Origin of the sequence: Chitinophaga sp. W2I13 (genome assembly GCF_050434005.1) — a bacterium.
Lineage (GTDB): Bacteria > Bacteroidota > Bacteroidia > Chitinophagales > Chitinophagaceae > Chitinophaga.
Genome location: NZ_JBNPWD010000001.1, coordinates 1,300,190 through 1,320,891 on the forward strand (window position 1 = coordinate 1,300,190; position 20,702 = coordinate 1,320,891).

Annotated in this window: 14 protein-coding genes; 3 read left to right on the forward strand and 11 right to left on the reverse strand. The window is 48.1% G+C overall.

The annotated features are described in order from the left end of the window. Positions 1-21 precede the first annotated feature (21 nt). Entirely contained in the window at positions 22-927 is a 906-nt protein-coding gene (locus QFZ48_RS05235; protein WP_429045218.1) for a carbohydrate kinase family protein, read from the reverse strand. Between the two features lie 11 nt (positions 928-938). Continuing rightward, positions 939-2,267, reverse strand: a complete 1,329-nt coding sequence (locus QFZ48_RS05240; protein WP_429061416.1) for a sugar porter family MFS transporter — start codon at positions 2,265-2,267, stop codon at positions 939-941. A gap of 219 nt (positions 2,268-2,486) precedes the next feature. Here QFZ48_RS05240 and QFZ48_RS05245 point away from each other — a divergent pair, with 219 nt between their 5' ends. After that, a complete protein-coding gene (locus QFZ48_RS05245; RefSeq protein WP_429045215.1) occupies positions 2,487-5,252 on the forward strand; it encodes a hybrid sensor histidine kinase/response regulator transcription factor in 2,766 nt (921 codons plus the stop codon). Positions 5,253-5,315: 63 nt separating this feature from the next. Here the strand turns inward: QFZ48_RS05245 and QFZ48_RS05250 are convergent, their stop codons facing one another. From QFZ48_RS05250 to QFZ48_RS05270, 5 genes are all read right to left on the reverse strand, one after another. Then, on the reverse strand, positions 5,316-5,507 hold the full coding sequence (locus QFZ48_RS05250; protein ID WP_079469125.1) for a cold-shock protein: 192 nt from the start codon (positions 5,505-5,507) through the stop codon (positions 5,316-5,318). A 145-nt stretch (positions 5,508-5,652) separates the two neighbouring features. Further along, a complete protein-coding gene (locus tag QFZ48_RS05255; RefSeq protein ID WP_370909588.1) occupies positions 5,653-7,569 on the reverse strand; it encodes a SusD/RagB family nutrient-binding outer membrane lipoprotein in 1,917 nt (638 codons plus the stop codon). An 18-nt stretch (positions 7,570-7,587) separates the two neighbouring features. Continuing rightward, positions 7,588-9,642: a hypothetical protein gene (locus QFZ48_RS05260; RefSeq protein ID WP_429061418.1), complete on the reverse strand. Its 2,055-nt coding sequence runs from the start codon at positions 9,640-9,642 to the stop codon at positions 7,588-7,590. A 68-nt stretch (positions 9,643-9,710) separates the two neighbouring features. Continuing rightward, entirely contained in the window at positions 9,711-10,703 is a 993-nt protein-coding gene (locus QFZ48_RS05265) for a TonB-dependent receptor plug domain-containing protein (protein ID WP_429061419.1), read from the reverse strand. Between the two features lie 128 nt (positions 10,704-10,831). Further along, entirely contained in the window at positions 10,832-12,016 is a 1,185-nt protein-coding gene (locus QFZ48_RS05270) for an ROK family protein (protein ID WP_429061421.1), read from the reverse strand. 268 nt (positions 12,017-12,284) lie between these two features. Between QFZ48_RS05270 and QFZ48_RS05275 the strand changes: the two genes are divergently transcribed. After that, positions 12,285-12,482, forward strand: a complete 198-nt coding sequence (locus QFZ48_RS05275) for a KTSC domain-containing protein (RefSeq protein ID WP_429045209.1) — start codon at positions 12,285-12,287, stop codon at positions 12,480-12,482. A gap of 3 nt (positions 12,483-12,485) precedes the next feature. Here QFZ48_RS05275 and QFZ48_RS05280 read toward each other — a convergent pair whose 3' ends face one another. Beyond that, positions 12,486-13,337, reverse strand: coding sequence for an AraC family transcriptional regulator (locus QFZ48_RS05280; RefSeq protein WP_429045208.1), 852 nt, complete (start codon positions 13,335-13,337; stop codon positions 12,486-12,488). A 130-nt stretch (positions 13,338-13,467) separates the two neighbouring features. On the opposite strand from QFZ48_RS05280, the gene QFZ48_RS05285 reads away from it, so the two are divergent. After that, on the forward strand, positions 13,468-14,436 hold the full coding sequence (locus QFZ48_RS05285) for an NADP-dependent oxidoreductase (RefSeq protein ID WP_429061423.1): 969 nt from the start codon (positions 13,468-13,470) through the stop codon (positions 14,434-14,436). 37 nt (positions 14,437-14,473) lie between these two features. Here the strand turns inward: QFZ48_RS05285 and QFZ48_RS05290 are convergent, their stop codons facing one another. Genes QFZ48_RS05290 through QFZ48_RS05300 form a run of 3 tightly spaced genes read right to left on the reverse strand, consistent with a single transcriptional unit; the run spans position 14,474 to position 20,625 of the window. After that, positions 14,474-15,610, reverse strand: a complete 1,137-nt coding sequence (locus QFZ48_RS05290) for a redoxin domain-containing protein (protein ID WP_429061425.1) — start codon at positions 15,608-15,610, stop codon at positions 14,474-14,476. 20 nt (positions 15,611-15,630) lie between these two features. Next, a complete protein-coding gene (locus tag QFZ48_RS05295) occupies positions 15,631-17,145 on the reverse strand; it encodes a RagB/SusD family nutrient uptake outer membrane protein (RefSeq protein WP_429045202.1) in 1,515 nt (504 codons plus the stop codon). An 18-nt stretch (positions 17,146-17,163) separates the two neighbouring features. Then, positions 17,164-20,625 carry a SusC/RagA family TonB-linked outer membrane protein gene (locus QFZ48_RS05300; protein WP_429061427.1) on the reverse strand — a complete coding sequence of 1,154 codons (3,462 nt, stop codon included), beginning with the start codon at positions 20,623-20,625 and terminating at the stop codon, positions 17,164-17,166. Positions 20,626-20,702 lie beyond the last annotated feature (77 nt).

A 20,702-nucleotide genomic window follows, 5' to 3' on the forward strand; every position in this document is an offset into this window, starting at 1 on the left:
GTGTGGAAATGTAATAACTGGCTAAGTGTGCTGTGGTATTTTCATCAGGCTGTATATCTCGGATGGATCGTATGGTGGACAGCCACCGGGGCGGGATGCCACCAGTGCGCCCAATGCATTGGCATAGGCCAGGCTCCAGGCAGGGGAACGTTGTTGCAGCCGGCATGCGAGAAAGCCGGCAAGGAAAGCGTCGCCACTGCCAATAGTATCTGCTACTTTCACGGTTTGTCCTTCCTGGTAGTAAAAAGCTTCATCTATATATCCCATGCAACCTTTGCTGCCCAGGGTGACAACTATTACCGGGATGTTAAACCGGGAAGACAATGCCTTTACCTGTTCTTCGTGCGTAGACCATGCACCATACCAGGCGCTGATCAGCTCCAGTTCAGCAATATTCAGCTTTAGCAGCTGGCAGCTGTCCATGAGCCATTCCAGCGTTTCACGGGAGTACCAGGGAGTGCGCAGGTTAATGTCCAATACTTTTGTGGCGGTTGATTCCAATGCTTTACGGAGCGTATTCCTGGATACCTCATGCCGGGCCATCAAACTGCCAAAAACAATATACTGCAGGTCATCACCCGTTAATAAAGCCTCCAGGGAAGCATTCCAGCCAATATGATCCCAGGCCACAGGGTACAGGATATCATATTGCATATCGTTATGCGCATCCATCCAGGCATTTACTTTACCCGTGGCGTAAATAGTATTCGTTTGTACGTAAGCGGCAGAGAGCTGCATGTTGTTCATCAGTTGCAGCAGTCTTTTGCCATGATCATCTGTGCCTGTAGCCGATACCATGGCAACGGACTGCGACAGTTTCTGTAAATGATACGCTACGTTCATGGGAGCGCCGCCGGGCAGTTCCTGGTCTGGTAATATGTCCCACAATATTTCCCCGAGGCAGGCGATGTTATACTTTGTTGTCATAAAATGTTTGTTTAATGCACGACCATTGTCATTTCAATTTCTTCCAGGGTTTGTCCTTTTGTTTCCGGCATCCAGCGCCATACAAAGAGTAGTTGCAATGCCATCATCACACAGAAGAAGGCGAAAATGTGACCACCGCCAATATGGCTGGCGAGCCAGGGGAAAGTAAAAGCAATGACGGCGGCCATGATCCAGTGGGTAAAGCTGCCCAGCGTTTGACCTTTGGCGCGTACCGCGTTTGGAAATATTTCAGAGATAAATACCCAGATCACGGCGCCCTGCGAGAAGGCAAAGAATGCCATATACACCAGCAGGTAGGAAATCACGGCAATACCGCCGGTATGCATATAAAAGGAAATAGCGGTGAGGCCCAGGGTGGCAATAAGCCCAACGGTACCTATCAGCATCAGTTGCCGGCGGCCTATGCGGTCGATAAACCGTATAGCCGTTAACGTAAAAATGAAGTTCACGATGCCCAGTCCGACCGTAGAAAGCAAAGAAGACGCCGTGCCTAAACCGGACATTTCAAAAATGCGGGGAGCATAATAAATGATAGCATTAATACCCGACACCTGGTTGAAGATGGCAAACAATACTGCCAGCATTACCGGCGTGCGGTACTTGCCGGAGAACAGCCGTTCCTTTGGCGCGCCAATGCTCTGGTGCCTCGACTGCCGGATGGTGGTGATATCGTCCTCGTAACCGGCGGGGTTGATGATTTGCAGGGTTTTGATGGCGGCAGCTTCTTTTTTACCGTGCAACAGCAGCCAGCGGGGACTTTCCGGTACCCAGCGGAGCAGTAGCAGGAACATAGCCGCGGGGAATGCCTGGATGCCCAGCATCAGGCGCCAGGAGTTTTCACCTCCATATCCGCCAATGAAATAGTTTGATAAATAAGACACGAGGATACCGAAAACCACGTTAAACTGGAATAAAGCGACCATTCGTCCGCGGTAGGAAGCAGGTGATACCTCTGAAATATATACCGGGGCCGTTACAGAAGAAGCGCCTACACCGAGACCGCCGATAAAACGGCATACCAGGAAAAAGTACCAGTTGGTAGCCATTGCTGTACCCACTGCCGACACCAGGTATACCAACGCTACCAGCAGCAGGGTGGCACGGCGTCCTAGTTTATCCGAAGGCGTGCTGCCTCCCAATGCGCCAAACACCGTTCCTATTAATGCAATGGATACCGTAAATCCATGTTGTACTTCCGTTAAATGCCAGTATTGCTGAATATGTTGCTCCGCACCGGAGATGACAGCGGTATCAAAACCAAAAAGAAAACCGCCAAGTGCTACCACAAAAGCCCAGAAGAAAACAATCTTGTTGTTCATAACGTAGAAATAAGTTTTGATCGATAAGTCAAACCTACTTCTTTGCTAAAGGCTGCCGTTATTGTATAGCACCGCTTTCTTTCGAAATTATAACAGCGGGCATAAAATCAGTTAATATATTGACATATATATTTTTATACATTAAGATAGATATATTTCAGGCTAACGTCTTTCAATTTTGTATCATTGTTTTTCGAAATAAAACCAAAATTATTCCACTTGCCAGCAGTATTAAAACGATATCTCTGTTTAATAAGTCTTTTCCTGTTGATGTATGTCGCAGGATGCCGCCCGGAAACCGGACCGAAATACCGGATCGGTTTTTCCCAGTGTACCGGCAACGACGACTGGCGCCGGAACATGCTCACGGAAATGAAGCGGGAGCTTTTCTATCATCCGGAGATGCAGTTATTGTACAGAGATGCGGAAAGTGACAGCAAGCGGCAGGTACAGCAGATCGAGGAACTGCTGGCGGGGAAAATAGACATCCTGGTGGTATCCCCTAATGAGGCCGCGCCCCTGGCGCCAGTAATAGCCGCTGCCTATGGAAAGGGCATCCCGGTGATCATCCTGGATCGTAAGGCCGCCACGGACTCTTTCACCGCTTACATCGGGGGCGATAACTACAATATCGGTAAGCTGGCAGCAGAATATATTGCCGCCCGGCTGAATGGCCACGGGCGTATTATAGAGGTGACCGGGCTTCGTGGATCTTCTCCCACCGTGGAAAGGCACCAGGGGTTCCGTGATGCCCTCGCACACTACCCCGGCCTGAAAGTGATAGCCACCCTGGAAGGCAGCTGGGTGGCAGATAAAACGCGGGAAGCCGCCGCACGCAACGATTCCGCCGTGCAGCAGGCGGATGTAATCTTCGCACAAAATGATGTGATGGCGTATAGCATGTACCGTTATTGCCGGGAAAAGGGCCTCAAACAAACCCGGTTTATTGGTGTAGATGCTTCACCTTACCCCGATGCCGGGATAGACCTGGTATCGCGCGACATCCTCAGCGCGTCGCTGCTGTACCCCAGTGGCGGCAAAGAAGCCATCAGCATGGCTGCGGATATACTCGCCGGGAAAAAGGTACCCCGCAATACGCTGCTTCAAACCGTACTGATCGACAGCAGCAATGTAAAGCTGATGCGCCTGCAGATAGATAAGATACAGGCCCAGCACCAGGAAATAGAAAAGCAGCAATCATTGCTGCAGGAGCAGCTTTCGCTGTACCAGGACCAGCAGCACCTGCTGCGGATAGTAGTCACCACGCTGGGCATCGCTTTCCTGCTCGGTATTGTGCTGATCTTCATTTTACGCACCAACCGCCGGATCAATCAGCAACTGAAACAACAGCGCGATGAAATTCTCCAGCAACGGGACCAGCTGGTGGAAATGACCGCCCGCGCGCAGGAGGCCACAGAGGCCAAGTTCACCTTCTTCACAAACCTCTCGCATGAATTCCGTACCCCTTTAACCCTCATACAGGCGCCACTGGAAAACCTGATGGGCAGCAGGCAGCTCTCTTCCCCGCAGAAACAGCAGCTGGAACTGATGCGCAGGAATGTGACCCACCTGATGCGGCTGGTAAACCAACTACTGGAATTCCGCCGGATTGAAAGCGGCAAACTGCAACTGAAAGTATCAGAAAATGAGCTGCCCGCCTTTATGCTGGATATTATGGAAGCATATAAAGGTATCGCGGTTAAAAAACATATCGATTTCCGGCTTATCAGCCGGCAGCCCGGCATCAAAGCCTGGTTCGATCAACACCTGTTTGACCGGGTATTATATAACCTGTTGTCCAACGCTTTCAAATTTACCAGCGACTACGGCAAAGTGCATATTTACCTGGAACAGCCTGCAGCCGGGCAGGAAGCGGTAATACGTATTGAAGATGATGGCAGCGGCATGGATGAAAACACCCTGGCACATGCCTTTGAACTGTTTTACCAGAGCCGCAACAATGAACATAAAGGAACCGGTATCGGGCTAGCACTCACCCGCGAAATCATTTCCCTGCATCATGGCAGCATCACCGTAAAAAGCAGTAAAGGCGCCGGCACCACCTTCAGTATTACCCTGCCGGGTACTTCCGCCCCTTTTGCACCAGAGGAAATTCAGCAGGAAGATGAACATATGAATGTGATCAATCACTCGCTGCATAGCTATACGGATGACCTGGACGACACGCCGGCAGAAGAAATACCGCTCACCCTGCAGGCACATCCTCATTCGGTGCTGCTGATTGAAGACCACCCGGACCTGAATCATTTCCTGGCCGATTTTCTCAGCGGTCAATATGAAGTGTTCCACGCCGGCAACGGCGCAGATGGGTTAAAGCTGGCCTTTGAGCATGTACCGGACCTGATCCTTTGCGATATTATGATGCCGGGCATGGATGGGATCCAGGTGCTGGAGACTTTAAAAAAAGATATCCGTACCTCGCACATCCCGGTAATCCTGCTCAGCGCCAACAGCAGCGAGGAACAACGTATAAAAGGCATGCAGCACAATGCAGACGCCTATATCAGTAAACCCTTCCACCTGAAATACCTGGCGGAAAGCATCAGCAGCATGCTCAATAACCGGGCTTTGCTGAAAGATCACTATATCGCCGAACCTGACACCCGGGTACACAGTACCCAATCCAGCAAACCAGACCGTAAGTTTGTGAATGACTTTACGGCCATCGTGGAGGCAAACCTGGGAAACGATCAGTTTGGGGTGGAAGATATCTGTCAGCAGCTGGCTATTTCAAAAATGCAGCTGTACCGTAAAGTAAAGTTGTTATTAAATTGTAATGTGAACGACTATATCCTGGATGCGCGGGTTAAAAAAGGCAGGTACCTGCTGGCGAATTCAAAGTTATCGGTAGCGGAAATAGCCTATGAGTGCGGATTTTCCTCTCCAGCCTACTTTTCCACAGTGTTTAAGGCGCGTACACAGCAAACGCCCAAAGCATTCCGTGACAAGAAAAGCGAGGGATAGTTAAGGGCATAAAAAAAGGGCTGATCTTGCTGATCAGCCCCCCAGAAAATAAGATATGTAAACTTAGATAACTTTTACGTTAACTGCATTCAGACCTTTTTTACCATTTTCAACTTCATACGTTACGGTGTCATTCTCACGAAGTTCGCCAGTAGTACCGGAAATATGAACGAAAATATCCTGTCCACCATTAGATGGAGTGATGAAACCAAATCCTTTGGATTCATTGAAAAATTTAACTGTACCTTGTTGCATTATATTGTATTTGCTCACAAGATAGTCTAATATATCCGTATCACCTAAGAGTTTTTTTCTGATAGTGGTCCGGCTTGCTCTAAAACAAGAGCTGACCGGGTTTTACGCGGTCAGCTTTTTTTAATAAATATAAGTGAACAGCAAATTATTGCTTAATTGCCCACCATAATGGTGTTAATACTTCATCTCCGCCAGCTCCAAGAAAGCTGACAGCCTGGTCGTATCCGGCAGCATTGGTATTCTTCAGGGAAGAAGGATACTTCAGGCGCTGCGGGAAGAACTTCACATTGCTGGTCATATAATTGGAAGCATTGAGTGTAGGCAATGTACCCAGTGGCTCTTCCACGTTGGGATTTTCGAAGAAAGGCAAACCAAGTCTGCGTTTATCATTCCATCCTTCCAGCGGTAGCCAGGGAACCTGTGCTATATATTTCTGGGTGATGATCTTTGTTAAGAGATCGTTTTTAACGGTACCATTCTTATACAGGTTATTCACCGGATACTTGATTGCCACGGTGCCCGCCGTATTGGTATAACCATTTTTGAAATCCATGGTATGGGTAGCAGGGGGCTCTATGGTATGATCCCAGCTAACAGAAGTACCAGTCATGTTATAGCTGGTAGAGGCCAGGTAAGTACCCAGGAACCCGTCCACCTGCCAGTATTCGAAACTCTGGGCGATGCCTTTTTCGTAGGCGGCTTTACCACCCAGTGGCACCGTCCATCCTCTTACCGCAGCTTCTGCCAGCAGGAAATGTGTTTCCCATGGAGCAAAGAAGATGCGTTTGTTAGCGCTGTTCCTGAACTGCTGACCCAGACGGGGAGCTGCACCAGGGAAAGCCCTCCACTGGTTCCTGGTTCCCTTTACGCCCCATGCGCCTGCATTGGAACCGTTCCAGGCAAATTTACCGTCCAGTGTTTTCACCACGGCGCCGGTACCATCCAGCAGGTTCCGGGCGGTTGTTTCCCAGGTAGGCCTGTCGTAAGAAGGATATTTACTAAAGTTGGGATTTGTAAAATCCCCGGCCGGGATAAATGCTTTATAAGCACGGGGGTCAACCGTTTGCGGTAATCCATCGAACCAGAAACCTGCAAACGGATCATTCGTCATGGTAGAGAAATGGTCTGTCAGCTGCAAACCGGCCCAGTTGGCTGGTCTTATGTATGATTGCAGGGAAGCATCTACCTGGTCAGCAGTTTTTACACTTCCTAAACCGGTATAAATGTTTTCCAGGGTGGTAGACAGGATCTGGGAATTCCATTCGCGGCTCATTACGCCGCTAAGTGCATCCCATCCTGGCTTTTCCTGTACCTGGAAAATATCGGTCATGTTAGTCATCAAGTCGCCCGCTGCTGCTGCCTCAAATTCTGCTTTAGCCTTACCGGGATCTACTTCAGACAAACGCATGGCCAGGCGTAAGCGCATGGAGTTGGCATAACGTTTCCACTTCATGAAATCATATCCAAAAGCGGGATCGGTTTTCTTCAGTTCATCAGATGCGACAATAGTGGTGTTCAGCTTGGAGCTGGCATCCTTCAGTTCATCCAGTGCAAAGTAGTATACATCTTTCACGCTTACGAATTCGGGGTTGGTACCCTGGAATGCGTTGATGGGAATAGGACCGAAGTTATCGGACAATTCACTCAGCAAATAAGCGCGCCAGATACGGGCCACCTGTTTCAGGTTATCCGTATATGGTTTGGTATCGCCGGCTTGTGTTTTTTCATCAGCAATCTGGATGGCTGTATTAATGCTGTTTAACCAACCGGAGCTATAGCGATAGTATTCGGAAGACCATCCGTCATCTACTGCGCCGGAAGACAAGCCTCCGCTGAGGTGCTGCCGGCTGGCAGTTTTCCAGTATAATACAAAAGAACGTTCCGCAATATTGGGATCCATCTGTGCGCCGATAATGGAATTATTGATAAAGTATTCCACCTGTACCTGGTTAAGGCTGGCGTCTTTCGGATTTTGATTGATCTCTTCAAATTTATTACAGGCAGACATCACCATCGCGAAAGCAGCCAATGCCCAGCCTGATTTTATGAGTATCTTCTTCATTTCAGTTACAATTAAAAGTTAAAAACTAAGGCTCAGGTTCACCAGGAAAGTACGGGTGGTTGGAGGAGCACCGTTTTCAAAACCAGTGGCATTTGTACCTACCGCAAATACGGATTCCGGATCCAGGCCGCGCATATGGCTGGAAATCATCCATACGTTGTTACAGGATACACCTACTTTAGCAGACTGGATAGGTGTTCTGCCCAGTAATTTTTTTGATAGGTTATAGCTCAGCTGAACATTTCTGAGACGGATATTGGAAGCGTCGTAGATGTTCAGTTCAGACACGCCGAGATTACCTACGTTGGTATTCACTGATTCCCAATATTGCTGTGTAGTGATTGATTTGGTATTGGCAGTATAACCGCCGGCGCCATTTGATACTACCCCTGCAAGTGTCATGTCATCTCTTTTTCCACCGGGTGCAGTGATATCCGCTGTTCCGGCTCTCTGCATCATTGCCTGGGTTACAGAGAACATGTCTCCGCCAAAACGGGCATCAATCAGGAAAGCAAAGGTGAAGTTTTTGTAACCGAAGCTGTTGGTAATACCGAGTAATGCTTTGGATTGCTGGTTACCTAAACGAACATTCTGTTCACCACGTTGTGGTCTGCCTTCTGCAGTGAGCAGCAGCTGGCCATAGTGTTCACTCTTTTCGTCTGTTACACGCAGGAATTTGCTACCGTAAATTTCACCGTACAATTGACCGGCAACCGCTACGATGGATACATCATCGAAGCCACCCAGCTGGTATCTGTTCACTTTATCAGCAGCAGATATTTCGATAACTTTATTCCTGTTCATAGACAGGTTACCGGAGATGTTCCAGATGAAGCCTTTATCAAGGATCTTTGCATCTGCCATAATTTCAAATCCGCTGTTCTGGATATTACCGGCATTGATCTTTCTTTTTTCGTAACCGCTGGCAGGATCCATTGGCAGATCGATCAGCTGGCGGGTAGCATTTGATTTATAGTAGCTGAAATCCACACCAAACCTGTTATCCGCAAAGCGCAGCTCAGTACCTACTTCATAGGATTTAATCAACTCACTGCGAACATTTGGATCAAAGAGAGTAGTTTTCCTGGAGGCAGTCGGGTTACCATTAGGATCCCTGTCGATCGTATATGTATTCAGCAACTGATAGGGCGAAAGACTGTTACCAACTTCTGCATAGGAAGCACGGAGTTTACCGTAGCTGATCCATTTAGGCAAGCTCTTAAACTGTTCTGTAAATACATAAGAGAAACTCACAGAAGGATAAAAGAAAGAGCGGTTAGCAGGACTGAGGGTAGAGGACCAGTCGTTACGCATAGTTCCATCCAGGAACAGGTAACCATCCCAGTTTACACCCACAGTACCATACAGGGAATTAATACGTTGTTCCGTTACTTCGTCCGTGATCCCCGGATTACCCTGTGAGTTTTTGATGCTGAACAGATCCGGTACCAACAGCGAAGCGGCGTTGTTGCTTAGCCTGGAGGAGTGTTGCTGCATCAGGTTACCGCCTACGCTTGCAGACGCACCAAACCTGCTGAACAGGTTATCCTTCTTTGCCGTGATCAGGGTACTGTAGTTCAGTTCAGAGAAGGTAAATTTGCCCACGCTGTAACTACCATTGGTAGAAAGCGGGCTACCTGCATAGGTTTTAGCTTCTGTATTGGTGGTATAAATATCAGCACCTGCTTTTACTTCTGCATTTAACCAGTCGGTGAACTGGTATTTAATGCTTCCGTTCATGATAAAGCGGTTACGGATATCTTCGTTCTGACTGTAACGGCTTGCCCAGTATGGATTCACCTGGTTGCCGGTACCATACCAGCGCATAGTGCCCAGCTCATTCAAAGGATCTTTAAACTGGGTGATATCCATTGTACCAGGCAGGGTATATAACAGGGAAGAATAGTTCCTGCTGTTTACACCGGTTGTGGGCCTGTTCCTGGCGTTGGTATTAGAGTATTGAACTTTAAAATCGGTAGACAAACGTTCAGCTGTTCCATACTTAGTAGTGGCTCTGGCCATGAGATTTACCCTGGAGAGTTTGGTACCTGGAATCATACTGTTATCGTTCATGTAATTGAGGGAGGTGTACACAGACGTTTTATCCAGCTGTTGCTGAAATGAAATGTTTTCGTTGTGGTTTACCCCGGTCTTGTAAAAATTGTTGATGTTGTTGAAGTAACGGAGTTTTTCCGTTTTGCCGTTCCAGTTAGTAACATCCTGACCTGCAATTTTTGGTCCCCAGCTGGTAGTACTATTGGATCATAATCATTCACAGAACCCTGTCCGAAACTTTTCTGCATGTCAGGATTTGTGAATATGCTTTCAAAACCTACTGTAGAAGATACGGCAATGCCCATACCATTTGACTTCTTACCGGTTTTGGTGGTAACAAGAATAACACCATTACCTGCGCGGCTACCATACAAGGCGGCAGCGGAAGGTCCTTTCAGCACAGAGATGCTGGCGATGTCGTTCGCGTTCAGATCAGCGAGACCATTACCCATATCCAGTGATGGATTCCAGAAATCGTTGTTGCCATCTGTTACGCCCACGAAATTATCTACCGGAATACCGTCCACTACGATCAACGGTTGATTGTTCCCGGTGAGGGAGTTATTTCCGCGCAGATTAATTTTAGAAGAACCTGCAGGACCGGTGCTGGAGCGGATCACCTGTAAGCCCGCCACCACGCCGGTAAGCGCGTTGGTAAGATTGGGTTCATGCGCATCTATCAGCGTAGCACTTTTTACTTCCTGCATGGCATATCCCACGGATTTTTTCTGGCGGGTAATGCCTAGAGCAGTTACTACCACTTCGTTTAACCCTTTGGAAGTTTCTTCCATTACCAGGTCAAAATTAATGGAAGTACCTACCGGCACTTCTTTGGTAGTAAACCCTACGCTGGAAACAACCAGCGTTGCTCCGGGGCCTACCTGGAGCTTAAACGCTCCTTTTTCATTGGTTGTTGCGCCATTGGTAGTACCTTTTTCAATGACTGTTGCATAGATTACGGGAGCGCCGGAAGCGTCTTTCAGGGTACCGGATACCCATTTTTTTTCCTGTGCGGAAACGCTTTGATAGCACGTTGCCACTAAACACGTTAGCAGCAGGAAGCCTAGCCACCTTTTCATTAGTGTGAATTTAGATGAAGATGAATAATCAAGGCATAGTTTCTCTGATGGCATGGGAAGCCCGCATGCTGCAGGTAGTTACTGCCTCATTTTTGATTGATACAAGTGAACGTTATTGCTTTGTTTTACTACAGTTGGCCTTTATCGAGGTGTTCCATAACAAGTGCTGCAGCGCCAAGTCTTTCCGCCGCATACCCCAGAGGCGAGATTATTATTTCAATATTTTCAGCGATTTTTGGTATACAATGTTCATTTAACGCATGCTGTACAGGCGCCAGCCATAACTTTCCGGCTAATGTTCCTCTCCCGCTTAAAATGATCAGGTTAGGATTCAACAAGTGAATAAGGATGGCAATGCCGCGTCCGATATGATAACCCGCCTGTGATAATAATTCCACCGCGTAATTATCGCCCTTTACCGCTGCATCCATAATTTTTCTAAACGTGTCGTCGCGGTTGTCCATCGACAAGTCTTTCATAACGGTAGTTCTTCCTTCCCTGATACCAGCTACCGCTTTTTCTGCAATCACCGACAATGAGGTTTCCGTTTCCAGGCATCCCATTTTCCCACAGCTGCAGATCTTATTATTGGTAAAAAGCGGGATGTGTGAGAACTCCCCTGCAAACCCGTTTTCTCCCCTGAAAAGATCACCATTCAGCACCATTCCCAAACCTATACCCCAGCCTATATTAATAACCAGTGCATTTTGCCTGTTCCGGGCTGCTCCCAGTTTCCATTCCGCGAGCGCAATTAAACTGGAGTCGTTGTCAATGATCACCGGTAAACCGGTAAGCGCTTCGAGGTATCCATTGATACTGCCGTAGTGCTTGTCGAAGAAAGAATAATTGATGCCCTTTGTTACATCTACAAAACCCGGCATCCCGATACCAATGCCTGCAAACTTTTCCAACGGGATTCCTGAATGATCGATAAATGCTTTCAGTTCCTGCCCCAGTTGTGCGATGGCGTCCGGATGTGCCGACAGGTCCAGCGACACCATGCGTTCTTTTCCCACTGTTCTGTTCTGCATATCCAGTATACTGATACTGGTTACAAACTGGTCCATCGCTACCGATAAAATGTACATGTAGTCCGGCTTCACAGAGTACATCTGCGGGCGCCTTCCTCCAGTGGAAATGGCATACCCCGATTCCAATACCAAACCGCTTTTCACGAGTTCATTCAAAGCTTTGGTGGTATGCGGGAGACTCTTGCCGGTGAGCAGCGTGAGATCGGCACAGGATAATTCCTTGCTAAAGTACAGGTGTTTTAATAACGTTTTTTTAAATATTTCCTGGCGATCAGACACCATTTAGATGATTGTTTGCTTACAGTTTAAATCTACATCAATTTGGTACAAGTGAACAACATTATCAGTAAAATGCTGATTCAAGATAGGCAAACTTCTGTAAATTTTACAAGAACTTTTATGAAAATTTTAATTAGTTGGCAATAATTATCAAAATTATACGATAAGTTATCTTGTAAATGTTAATTCTGCATCAGAAAAAAGCAAAATAGTTCCAGCTGGTGACCGGGTTGGCATGTCGCACCGGTATGATAATTGATCCGGCACCGGTATGCCTTCATCTGTGGTAGCCCGTATGATATATGACGCAGAAACGCGTACGCTCCGGATTATATTCGTGTCGGGGATGATATATGATTACAAGGACGTGCCTGAAGCGGTATACCTGGCAATGAAGTCGTCCGGTTCAAAGGGCATCTATCTCAACAAACACATCAAAGGGCATTATGATTTTGAAAAGGTAAAATAACCATTATGCGGCGCCATGCATGGCCTGCCGCCGGATATCGCTCATCCCCTTCTGGTAAAACCGTTTCATCATTTTATTCAGGTGGCTGCTGTCCGTGAAACCAAGGTCCCAGGCAATTTCCTTAAAGGGCAGGTCGGTGTACAGCGCCTTCGCCTCGGCCAGTTTTAATTTGGAACGGAGCACAAATTCCTGGTAGGTTTCACCGGCGTTACGTTTGAAATATTCGCTGAAATAAGTAGCCGAGATATTGAACCGCTGGCATAAATAAGACAACGTAATTTTTTCTTCGTCGAGCAAATGATATTGAATGTGCAACAGTACTTCCGCAAAACGCCTGCCTTCCACGCCCTGTCCGCCGGGAAGCTCCATTGCCACATTGCGGGCTATCAGCTCCAGCACGGCCACCATCAATCCCTGCATAATGCGCCGTGAATGATTATCGGAACGCTGCTGCTCATACATCAGCAACTCCAGTAAACGAACCAGGTGCTGTTTGTCGCTGTCCACGGTGATCAGCTCCCCTGCCCTGCGGTTATAATTACCAATGATGAAATTGAGGCGGCAGAACCATTTCCCGAAATCTATCACACAATCCTGTTCTCCCGAAAAAAAACTGGCGTTGAACTGGATAAACAGGAAAGTAGTGGGCTGATCTATCCGGTAGGTATGGCAGTCGGACGACGGCAACAGGAAAATACTTCCTTTGCTGTAACCGGAACGGGTATGCTCTACCTGCTGTTCCCCGCTGCCTTCGAGGATATACACCAGTTCAAAAAAGTTGTTCCTGCGGTTGCGTTTTTCCCAGCGCTCCAGGGTGGTGATGCTGATGCTAAACGGGTCGTGTACCTTTTCCATACTGTAAATGTAAGTAATAAACTGCCGCTGCATAAGGGGCATCCCATCCTGTTACTGCTGTTTCCTTTTACGGTACGGGCGTACCGGCGGGCGGCTGGTTAGCTTTGTTGTCATAAAAAATGAAGATCACATGAAAGCAATTATTTTAAAAAGACTGGATAAAAACGCCCCTCTCACCCTGTCACACACCGCCATACCGGCTATTGCTGAGGACGAAGTACTCATTGAAAACAAAGCGATAGGCATTAACCCGGTCGACTATAAAACACTGGAGGACTATACCACGCCCGACGGACTACGGGCCAGCTGGGCGCCTGCCCTGGATGGTATTTCGCCGCTGATCCTGGGATCGGATATTGCCGGCGTGGTAACGGCAGTGGGTAGCGCTGTCACCAAATTCAAAACAGGCGACGAAGTATTCGGGATGATCAGGATGCCGGGGCATGGCCGCGTATTCGCGGAGTATGTTGCGGCGCCGGCTATCCATCTTGCTAAAAAACCGGGGAATATATCCTTTACAGAAGCGGCTGCAGCAACACTGGCAGCGGTTACGGCATGGCAAAACCTGCATACGCATTACACGGTAAAAAAAGGCGACCGGGTGCTCATCACTGCACCGGCAGGCGGCGTTGGTCATTATGCCGTGCAAATGGCTAAAGCAGCAGGCGCCTATGTAATAGCCGTAACTACCGCCGCCAATGCCGGTTGGGTACTTCAATTGGGCGCCGATGAGATCATCGACTACCATCACTTTGATTTTGAACAGGCTGATAGCCTGCAACTGAACCTGGTACTGGATTCCGGCGGAAGATACCCGGCCTCCCTGTATGAAAAACACTTCGCGCCGGGCGCCGCCCTGTTCTACCTGCCGCATGGCCTGCCGGCAGCTACCACCCAATACTACCAGTCGAAAGGATTTGATGTACGCTTCACCGGCGTTACCTCCGACGAAAAAGCGATTGACGCCATCGCCGTATTGCTGCAGTCAGGAAAAATAAAATCTTACATCGATAAAGTGTTTCCGTTCGACCAGATGCGGGCGGCCATAGATGAAATGAAAAAGGGCACTACGAAAGGAAAGATCGTAGTAACCCTTTAACAAACATGGATAACAGCCAGGGTATTTCCGGCTGTTATTAATGCGGCAGTAGCTCCGCCAGTTTTTTATCCAGGTCTTCCCCACGCAGGTTTTTGGCCACAATTTTCCCTGCTGGATCCAGCAGGAAATTTTGCGGCACTGCACGAACACCGTATAATTTCGCTACTTCATTTTCCCAGTACTTCAGATCAGATACGTGCGTCCAGGTGAGTTGATCGGTATGAATGGCTTTCAGCCAGGCATCGTGCCCGTTAGCCTGATCCAAAGATACCCCCAGGATGGTGAAGGACTGGTCTTTGTATTTATTATAGGCTGCTACCACGTGCGGATTTTCTGCACGGCAGGGGCCACACCAGCTGGCCCAGAAATCCACCAGCACATATTTGCCGCGGAAATCGGTAAGGTTTACCGGCTTGCCCAATGTATCATTTTGTGTAAACACGGGCGCAGTAGCGCCAATAGCGGTTTGTTTCCAGCCATTGATCAGCGCAGCCACTTCTTTTCCCTTTTTGCTTTCCTTCACCCCGGCAGATAAAGTGTTGAAAACCGTTTCCAGCTCCGCAGGGTTTTCGGGAATGGAGCCGGCACTGCTTTGCAGGGCATCCAGGCTTACCAGGGATGCAGGATTTTCTTTTATAAACGCCTGGTAGATCTTTTTTTCTTCTTCACGGATAGCCTTACTTTTTCCATCGTAAGTTTTCCGGAATTCCGGTGATTTACGGGCTTCTTCTGTAGCGGCAATATAATCTTCCGTGAGCTGATCTCTTTGCGCAGCCGTTGCTTTCAGCTTTGCCTGCAGGCGCTGCTGATCGTTGTTAAGACGGGAACCTTTTATGGTAGCATTATACACAGAATCTTTACCACTGAGAACAATGGTACCTTTTTCAAGGTATACCGCCAACATATCAGACTTATAAGACATCATATTGGTAGGCGGGGTATGACGCAGTACCAGCGTAGCTTTCACAGGGTCGCCCACTTTGCCTTTAAATTCAAATACGCCCTGCTGCAAGGCGGCTGAATCCCTTACGACAGTGCCATTGGCCCGGTAAGTGAGAAACAGTTTGGCGGGAGCATCCAGTGTCCCTATTTTCCCTTTCAGCACATATGTTCCGTCCTGCGCCAGGAGCGCTGCCGGCAATAACGCCAGCATTGATACTAAGATGTGTTTCATTTGGTTTTTAATTTTATGATTTAAAATGGTCTTCCATCCAGCGGTATATTCCATTGCGGGTTAAACTTCAATATCACGTTGGAGATGGTTAAAATAAAGTCTTTTGAATCCACGGTTCCTTCATGCGTTTCCGTGCCTATCTTATGTTGTATTTTAGGTTTGCACCAGGGCTTGCCGGTTTCGAGGCAAAGTCTTTTCAGGTCCAGGAAACGTTTGAATGAACCTAGCGGCAATTCTCTTCTTCTTTCATCCAGCACCTGCTGAATCACTTCATCCTGGGACCCTACCGGAAGCGTAGGCGTTCCGGTTTTGTAACGATAGCGGCGCAGGGTATTGAGGTCGCCGATGGCGGCGGCCAGCTGGTTGGTGCGGGCATATCCTTCTGCACGCATCAGCAACAGTTCGGGATATGAGAACCCGGCGGTCATGTTGGTTTTGGAACCGCGATAATACTGGATGCGGTTACCATCATCATACACCACATTATTGTAAGTGGTTTTATACCCCGGCGCTGTTAAAAAGAAATATTTAAACCGGAGGTCATTGGCCTGGTCGTACAACGCAATCACTTCATCGGAAGGATAGCTGGAGGAAGACCTGCCGGCGCCGGCATCGAGATTGCGGTACAGCAGGTTTTCACGGCTGTTGGCGGCGCTCAGGAAATTATCCGGTCCTTTAATGGTACTGTTGATAAGGTTGGTGGGATCCGTCCACGAAAAGCTGTTGTAGTCATAAATCAGTTTATCGGTGCCCCCTTTGCTGGCCGCCGTCCACGCGAGATTGGCATAATACACCACGCTGTCGTACTTCTGGGTAAACAGGTGATAGTATGCCAGCAATGCCTGCGCTGCCACTTTATTCGGGCGGGAAGGCCAGTTGGTTACTTCCGGCACATCCGGTAAAGCGGTGAGCACATCATTCTTCACCTGTGCAAAGGCCTGTTCCTGTGTGGATAAATCTGGTAATGCTGCGCCTATATCAGCACTGGTCACATAAGGAATGGTTTTAGTATCGTTGGGTGAACCAGGCTTATACACCGGACCATATACAAGCGTGGTAATAAAGTACGACCAGGCTCTATCTACCAGCGCCTGTGCCACTACTGTTTTTGCATACTGCTGATTTTCTGCACTGAGGTTGGGAATAGCGCGTATGCCATCTATCACGTTGTTGAAATAAGCCATAGAGCGGTAAGTGCCCCAATCCCAGAAATAATCCGACGTAGACGGATTTTTGTAAGGCTGTCTGAAAACATACGCCCAGTAACGGTCGATGTTAGGATGGTTGTTGGCTTTGTAACTAATATTCCCGATACCATCGGAAAGCGACAGGTTATCTGTCAGGTAGCCGAGGTTACACCCGGTGTTGTTATCAATGAACACCCACTGGGCAATATTGCTGTTATCCAGCAGGTGATCAAAGTCTGCCACCTCTGAAGGGATCAGTTTTCCTTTTGGTTTTACATCCAGGAATTTTTTGCAGGAGCTGATACTTCCCGCCATGATAATAACCAGTATGAGTATACGCTGTTTCATGATCGCCGTAGTTAATTGTTAAAGACTGAATGATAACCCTACATAAAATTCCGGCCGCAGCGACAGGGAAGAAAATCCTTGTTCTGTAAATGCGCCGGTACCACCGGACAGGTTCAGTTCTGATGTTTCAGGATCACGGTGATCGCTGTTAGCGGTGATCATGAACAGGTTCCTTGTCTGGAAATAAATCCGGGTACTGGTGAAGCCGATGCGTTTCAGCAGGCGAGGGTTAATATCGTAGGTTAATGTTACATCCCGGAGTTTCATGTAGCTGGCGCTTTCTATGAGAATGTCTGAATAAGGGAAATAGAACATATCCATATTCCAGCTGCTGAGTTTAGGATAAATGGTGTTGGCTTCATCGCCCGGTTGTTTCCATCTTTCCGATACATGCTTGTTCAGGATATTAGATCCGCTGAAGGCATCTCTCCTTAATACATTTCCGAGCTTTGCAATAAACATAAAAGACAAATCGAAATTTTGCACACGGAAAGAGTTGGTTAAGCTGATCGCATATTTCGGGCGCAGGGTACCGCTGTAAATCAGGTCGCCCACGGCCACGTTGCCACCGCCGCTTTTTTCTCCTTTGGCAGTATAGAATTGTGATACGCCATTATTATCGAGGCCGGCATACTGGTAGCTGTACAGGGCATCCAGCGGATCGCCTGCTTTTTTGATAGCGCCATTGGTGATGCTGGAGGCATACTGGTAATTTACATTATAGGTAACAACCGTATTATTGTTGTAGCTGAAATTGAGGAAGGTGTTCCAAACGAAATTACGTTTCCGTAATACATCTGCATTTATTGAAATTTCATATCCTTTGTTTCTTACTTCCCCTATATTTTTCACCAGGGAACTGAAGCCACGGGTAGGATCAATAGCATCGGATGCCAGCAGGTCACTGCTGTTACGCAGGTAATAATCGGCGGTTAAATTAATCCGTCTGTTCAGCAGGGAGATATCCACACCAAAGTTGGTGCTTTTTGTTTTTTCCCAACGGAGCGAGTTATTAGGCGGTGAAGAGATACTGTAAGATACATCTCCGGTATAATTGGAATAACTGCCAGGGGTAATGATCAGGAAAGGACCTGAGTTCAGGGAAATATTTCCGTTGATACCATAGGATGCGCGCAGATCCAGGCGATCAATCAATGGTACATGAAAGAATTTTTCCTCCGCCAGTTTGTAGGTGCCCCCGGCAGACCACAACGGTTTGTAGCGGTAGCGCGGATCGGTACCAAAGAAATTGGTTTGATCCAGCCGGATACTTCCACTGAGAATAAAGCGGTTATTATATTCATAGGAACCGTTGGCATACCAGGAAACAAAACGGTTATCCTGGTAGGCGTAACTGCCTATGCTGGCTGTAGGTCTGCTGGTGCCCAGCATATCTGCATTATAGGACCCTGCATTATAATCGGCATAGTTAAAAGTAGAAAACGTACCTGCCTGATCGTTGTATCCAAAGCGGGTTGGCAGGGCATTGTTATCTGCCGTGTTCCGGCTTATTTCATTACCGGCGATGGCGCTTACGCGGTGTTTGGTTGCAATTACCCGGTTAAAGTTCAGCTGTGTGCGGAACATATAGCTCTGGTTAAAATTGCGCGCTTCATTTACCACTGCGCCATCCGGGATATAATGTTTGGAACCGTTGGAGATGGAAGTATTATCATCGTACCATTGCCGCACCCGGTAAGACGTTTTATCGTACAGCGACCTGGTTTGTGCATCGCCGCGGCTCCAGGCACCTCCTGCTTCTATGTTCAGCCCGTCGAAGATCTTTACATTCACGCTGCCGCCCAACCGGATCTGCAATGCTTTTGTGTTGTAGGTTTCCAGCCCAAGATCATCCAGCGGATTATAGTACAGTGGTTTCAACCCTGTTAACGCAGTATACCGGTCTTCTTTCTTCTGGTTTTTAGATGGCACATTCAGTGTTTCTCCTGTAGCCGGGTCTACCAGCAGGTTGTACGGTTGTATCAGCGAGGTGTTGGTGAATGCCAGCATATCTTGCCAGCCGCGCACCGGTGAAGCGGAAGTGGCATAGTTCACATTGGAGAACAGGCGGATGTTCACACCTTTGCGGGGCTGCCAGTCGTTTTTCACATCGAAGATGAGGCGGTTGTCTGAATTCCGGACGGTGTTATTCTGATTGGATACATATCTTACTGCGGCGTTGAGCATACTTTTTTCACTGCCGCCGGATAAGGAGATATTGTGTTGCTGTGTAAACTGGTTTCTGAAATAATATTTCTCCATCTGTGCCAGTCCGTCGTTTTTCTTCAGGGCATCCAGCTCCGCGGTCACATCTTTTTCGTTCATCCATCCCTGTGACTTTGCGATCAGCAGGTAGTTAACACGGGAAGTGCTGCCGTAGTTATTATAGGTAGTGAGATAGTCGTTGGGATCCTGGTTATAGAGCTCTATTTCCGCATCCACGTAATCGGCGGACGATGCCCTGTTAAGATTCGACAGATCGGGTTTCAGCGTGATGCCGGTAGATCCTTTGTATTCTACCTGCAACGCACCTTTTCTGCCGGTGCGGGTAGCGATTACGATTACGCCGTTGGAGGAGCGGGCGCCGTAAATAGAGGCGGCTACTGCATCCTTGAGCACAGTGATCGATTCTATGTTATCGATATTGAGAGATTCCAGTCCTGCGCTGGAAGGGTACCCGTCGATTACCAGCAGGGGCGCGCTGGCAGCAGTGCCCAGCAAGGTAGACACGCCACGGATTTCCAGGTTACCTTCCTTGGTGAGTACCACCCCGGTGGCTTGACCTTCAAGGGCTGATTTCACATCCGGTTTCAGTTTAGCGCGGAGGCGATAGGGATCAATGACGGAAAAAGAGCCGGTGGCCCTTTCCCGGGAAATGGTCTGGTAGCCGGTGTTCACCACATCGATGCCGGTGAGCTTATTATTGGATGGTTTCAGCGTGATGCTGATAACGCCGTTTTTGCCCACTACAAGTTCCTGTTTTTCGTAGCCCACATAAGAGAACGACAGCACGGCATTTTCGTCTCTCACCGCAACGGTATACTCCCCGTTGTTATTGGTTTGTGTGCCTTTGCCGGTGCCTTTCACTACTACCGAAACGCCGGGCAGCGGAATACCATTTTCATCGGTAATGCGCCCGGTAATTACGATCTGTGCCGGGGCGGCGGGCAATGCCGGCGTACGGGGCACGATGCGTGTAACCGTAATGGTTTTGTCTTCGATGGCATACTCCAGGTTCTGCCCCATGAGCGAAACGTGTAGTAGTTCCTGGATAGTGGCATTTTTCATGTCCAGCGTAACGGGGCGGGTACTTTGCAGTGCATCGTAATTATAAAAAACGATGTAGCCCGTTTGCCGGTTGATAGTGGTAAAGACCGTTGATAACGGTGTGTTTCTGACAGACAGTGTTACGCGTTGTGCAGCGCTTTTGGCGCTAACCTGCAGCATGCCTGCCATTAGTAATAAAGCAGATAACCTCATGATCCTCCAAATTTTGGTTGGCAGATTATTTTTTTTCATTGTACCGGCAAATACCGGGTTGTAAGATCTGCATTGGT